At 34.3% G+C, this 4,314-nt stretch carries 4 protein-coding genes; all 4 read left to right on the forward strand.

The features are described from left to right. On the forward strand, positions 1 to 1,546 hold a 1,546-nt coding region (locus tag QZU81_RS10455; protein ID WP_295591689.1), incomplete at its 5' end, for an AMP-binding protein. Between the two features lie 11 nt (positions 1,547 to 1,557). Beyond that, positions 1,558 to 1,845, forward strand: coding sequence for a 4Fe-4S dicluster domain-containing protein (locus QZU81_RS10460; RefSeq protein WP_295591691.1), 288 nt, complete (start codon positions 1,558 to 1,560; stop codon positions 1,843 to 1,845). Further along, positions 1,846 to 2,961 carry a 3-methyl-2-oxobutanoate dehydrogenase subunit VorB gene (locus QZU81_RS10465; RefSeq protein ID WP_295591692.1) on the forward strand — a complete coding sequence of 372 codons (1,116 nt, stop codon included), beginning with the start codon at positions 1,846 to 1,848 and terminating at the stop codon, positions 2,959 to 2,961. A gap of 12 nt (positions 2,962 to 2,973) precedes the next feature. Then, on the forward strand, positions 2,974 to 4,314 hold a 1,341-nt coding region (locus tag QZU81_RS10470; RefSeq protein WP_295591694.1), incomplete at its 3' end, for a 2-oxoacid:acceptor oxidoreductase family protein.

Here is a 4,314-nt window from a genome sequence, read left to right on the forward strand (position 1 = left end):
CAAATATGCGGAAATTGATCCTGACAAAATCGCTTTAATTTGGACTAATGATAATAACGAGGAACATATTTTTACTTTTAAAGAAATTAAAGAATATTCCAATAAAGCTGCAAACTTATTTAAAAGTTTAGGTATCAAAAAAGGCGATTGTGTAATGCTTACATTAAAAAATAGATATGAATTTTGGTTCTGTATGGTTGCATTACACAAAATTGGAGCGATTGCTATTCCTGGAACCCATATGTTAAAGTTACATGATATTGATTTTAGATTAAAACAGGCCAATGTGAAACTTGTTGTATCTGTTGAAGAAGATTCCTTGCTCCCTGATTATGAAGAAGCTGAAAAAGAATTGGATATTGATTTAAAAAAACTTGTTATTGAGACTGATAGAGACGGTTGGATAAATTTCAATAAAGCCATAGAAGAACAAAGCGATGTATTTGAAAGACCAACCGGCGAAGACAAAACATATGCTGAAGAGATATTCTTAATTTACTTTACATCAGGAACCAGCGGACTTCCAAAAATGGTTTCACACAAACATACTTACTCCTTAGGCCATATTCCAACAGCAAAATATTGGCATAATGTTGTTGAAGATGGACTTCACCATACTGCAGCGGATACCGGTTGGGGAAAAGCTGTTTGGGGAAATCTCTACGGACAGTGGATCAGCGGTACTGCAATATTCATTTATGATTATGACAGATTTAATGGAATAGAATTGCTTGAAAGAGTAATCAAATATAAAGTAAATACATTTTGTGCTCCTCCAACAATCTACAGATTTTTAATTAAAGAAAATATTGAAGGATATGACTTTTCAAATATCAGTTATGTCACAACTGCAGGTGAACCGCTTCCTCCGGAAGTATCCAAAAGATTTAAAGAAATTTCAGGCCTTACTATTAAAGAAGGATTTGGTCAGACCGAAACTACATTATCTATTGGAACATTCATATGGTTGGATGCAAAACTAGGATCAATCGGAAAACCTTCCCCATTATTCGATTTAGAGTTATTGGATGAAAATCATAACAGAGTGGAAATCGGTGAAGAGGGAGAACTTTGTTTTAAAATGAATGATGGTCCGAATCCAGGATTATTTAAAGATTATGTAAATGATGATGAAAAATACAAACAGCAAATCCATGATGGATACTATCACTGTGGAGATACCGCATGGGTAGATGAAGATGGATATGTTCACTTTGTTGGAAGAAATGATGACATTATTAAATCATCAGGTTATCGTATTGGACCCTATGAAGTAGAAAGTGCTGTTTTATCACACGAGGCAGTTTCTAATTGCGCAATTACTGCTTATCCTGATGAAGTAAGAGGTCAAATTGTAAAAGCTACTATTATATTACAACCAGGATATGAACCGTCTGAAGAACTTACAAAAGATATACAAAATCATGTTAAACGTGTTACAGCTCCTTATAAATACCCTAGAATGGTAGAATACGTAGATGAAATTCCAGAAACCATAAGCGGTAAAATAAGAAGAGTAGAAATTAGAGAAAATGACAAAAATTAAAGGAGATTACTATGGTTGACGAAGAAATATCATTTCCTGTAATTAATTCTGAATTATGTAAAGGATGCAAAAGATGCATTGTAGGATGCCCACAAAATGCAATTTTACTTTCAGATGAAATGAATAGTGCAGGATATCAATATGCTTATTATAGTGGAAATGGATGCACTGGATGTAAAGACTGTTATTTTACATGTCCAGAACCATTAACTCTAGAAGTACATCAATACAAAAAAATTGTTAACGACGAAATTGGAAGAATGATTAAAGCTAAAGTGGCTAATAAAGGAGGAAGTTAAATGAGTAATCAAATGATAAAAGGAAATACAGCAGTCGTCATTGGTGCAATGTATGCTGGTTGTGACTGTTTCTTTGGATATCCTATTACTCCTGCAAGTGAAATTTTACACGAAGCATCAAAATACTTCCCAATGGTCGGCAGAAACTTTGTTCAGGCAGAAAGTGAAGAAGCATCAATAAATATGGTTTATGGTGCATCAGGTACAGGCCATAGAGTTATGACATCCTCATCAGGACCAGGTATTAGTTTAATGCAGGAAGGATTTACTTTTCTTGCAGGAGCTGAATTACCTGCAGTTATTGTAGATATTATGAGAGCAGGACCTGGACTTGGAAATATCGGACCTGAACAAGGAGATTACAATCAGATCGTTAAAGGCGGAGGGCATGGAAACTACAAAAATATAGTATTAGCTCCAAACAGTGTTCAAGAAATGTGCGATTTAACAATGAAAGCATTTGAACTAGCTGATAAATGGAGAAATCCTGTGGTTGTTCTTGCTGATGGTACTTTAGGTCAGATGGCAGAGCCATTAGTATTTCCGGAAAAGGCAATTGAACCAAAAAATGATAAAGAGTGGGCAGTAAAAGCTACAGAAGAAACTATGGGAAATCTTATTACTTCAATTTTTAATGATTTCAATGAATTAGAAGATTTCAACTACAAACTCCAGGAAAAATACGCAAAAATTGAAGCTGAAGAAGTTATTGTAGACGAATATCAAATTGAAGATGCAGAAATTGTTTTAGTATCTTATGGTATTAGTAGCCGTATTGCAAGAACTGCCGTTGATAAAAGTCGTGAAAAAGGTTTGAAAGTTGGACTTTTAAGACCGATAACATTATCACCTTTCCCTGTTGACAGAATTAAAGAATTGTCTGATAAGGGAGTCAGTTTCATATCTGTCGAAATGAGTAACGGCCAGTTATTAGCAGATGTTCAATTTGCAGCTTTAAGAAAAGAAGATACTCATTTAGTTAACAGAATGGGTGGAAATTTAATTGAGCTAAAACATGTGCTTGCTAAAATCTATGAAATAGCAGGGATCGAAGATGAAGAATTAGATACTTCAAAAAGAAGTGACGAAAAAGCTAGTCCAAATATAATTGATTAAGGATGTGGAAAGATGAGCGAACAAGAAAACAATAATAAAGATTATGAATTACAAATACGTAGAAATCCACAATCCCTTTTAGAAGAATATCCTAGAAAAGGAACTAATATTCAATCAACCCATTATTGCGCAGGTTGTGGACATGGAATCATACATAAATTAATAGCTGAATGTATGGATGAACTTGGAATCCAAGAAAGATGTGTTATGATATCCCCTGTTGGATGTTCAGTATATGCATATTTCTACTTTAACTGTGGAAACTTCCAAACTGCACACGGAAGAGCTCCTGCAGTAGCAACAGGTATTTCAAGAGCTGAAGATAATGCAATTGTAATGAGCTATCAAGGAGATGGAGATTTAGCATCTATTGGTTTAAATGAAACATTACAAGCAGCAAACAGAGGGGAAAAAATTGCAGTATTTTTCGTCAACAATACAGTTTATGGAATGACTGGTGGACAAATGGCTCCAACAACATTAATTGGAGAAAAAACAGTTACCTGCCAAACTGGAAGAGACCCTAACTATACAGGACATCCCACACATATGTGTGAGTTAATCAATACATTAAAAGCACCAGTATATATTGAAAGAGTATCTCTTGCTAATCCTTTAAAAATCAGACTTGCCAAATTTGCAATCAAACAGGCATTGACAGTTCAAAAAGAAGGAAAAGGATATTCATTTGTTGAAATATTATCTCCTTGTCCTACTAACTTAAAACAGGATGTGGCTAGCGCACAAAAATTTATTGAAGAAAAAATGGAAAAAGAATTCCCTGTCAAAAACTTCAGAAATGATTTATATAAAAGAGAACCTGTTCAAAGACCGGTTAGTGACTTTTCAACCGAATCATTGGATAAAATATTTAATGTTAACAGAAGCGAAGGATCAGGTTATGTTGATGATGACATTAATCCATTAAGAATTAAAGTTTCTGGATTTGGTGGTCAAGGAGTTTTAAGTGCAGGACTCACAATTGCTCAAGCAGCTTGTGCTGAAGGAAAACATGTATCATGGTATCCAAGTTACGGACCAGAACAAAGAGGGGGAAAATCCAATTGTTCAGTTGTTATATCTAATGAAACCATAGGTACACCTGTTGTTGATGATATTGATATTCTTATTGCTTTAAACAAACCATCATTAGAACAATTCTCAAAAGATGTGAAAGATGGTGGAGTTATACTTTACGATGCAAAAATTGGTGAATTTACAACCGATAAAGATGTCAAAGTTATTGCAATGCCATGTGTAGATATCGCAGAAGAACATGGAAATGCTAAAACTGCAAATACTGCTCTTTTAGGTGCATTAACTGAATTAGGAGATGTTTTAAAAACAGAATCC

This window comes from uncultured Methanobrevibacter sp., from assembly GCF_902770715.1.
Taxonomy (GTDB): domain Archaea; phylum Methanobacteriota; class Methanobacteria; order Methanobacteriales; family Methanobacteriaceae; genus Methanocatella.

Coding starts and splice junctions, on each gene's coding strand:
- QZU81_RS10460 (WP_295591691.1), top strand. CDS start 1,558: ATGGTTGACGAAGAAATATCATTTCCTGTAATTAATTCTGAATTATGT.
- QZU81_RS10465 (WP_295591692.1), top strand. CDS start 1,846: ATGAGTAATCAAATGATAAAAGGAAATACAGCAGTCGTCATTGGTGCA.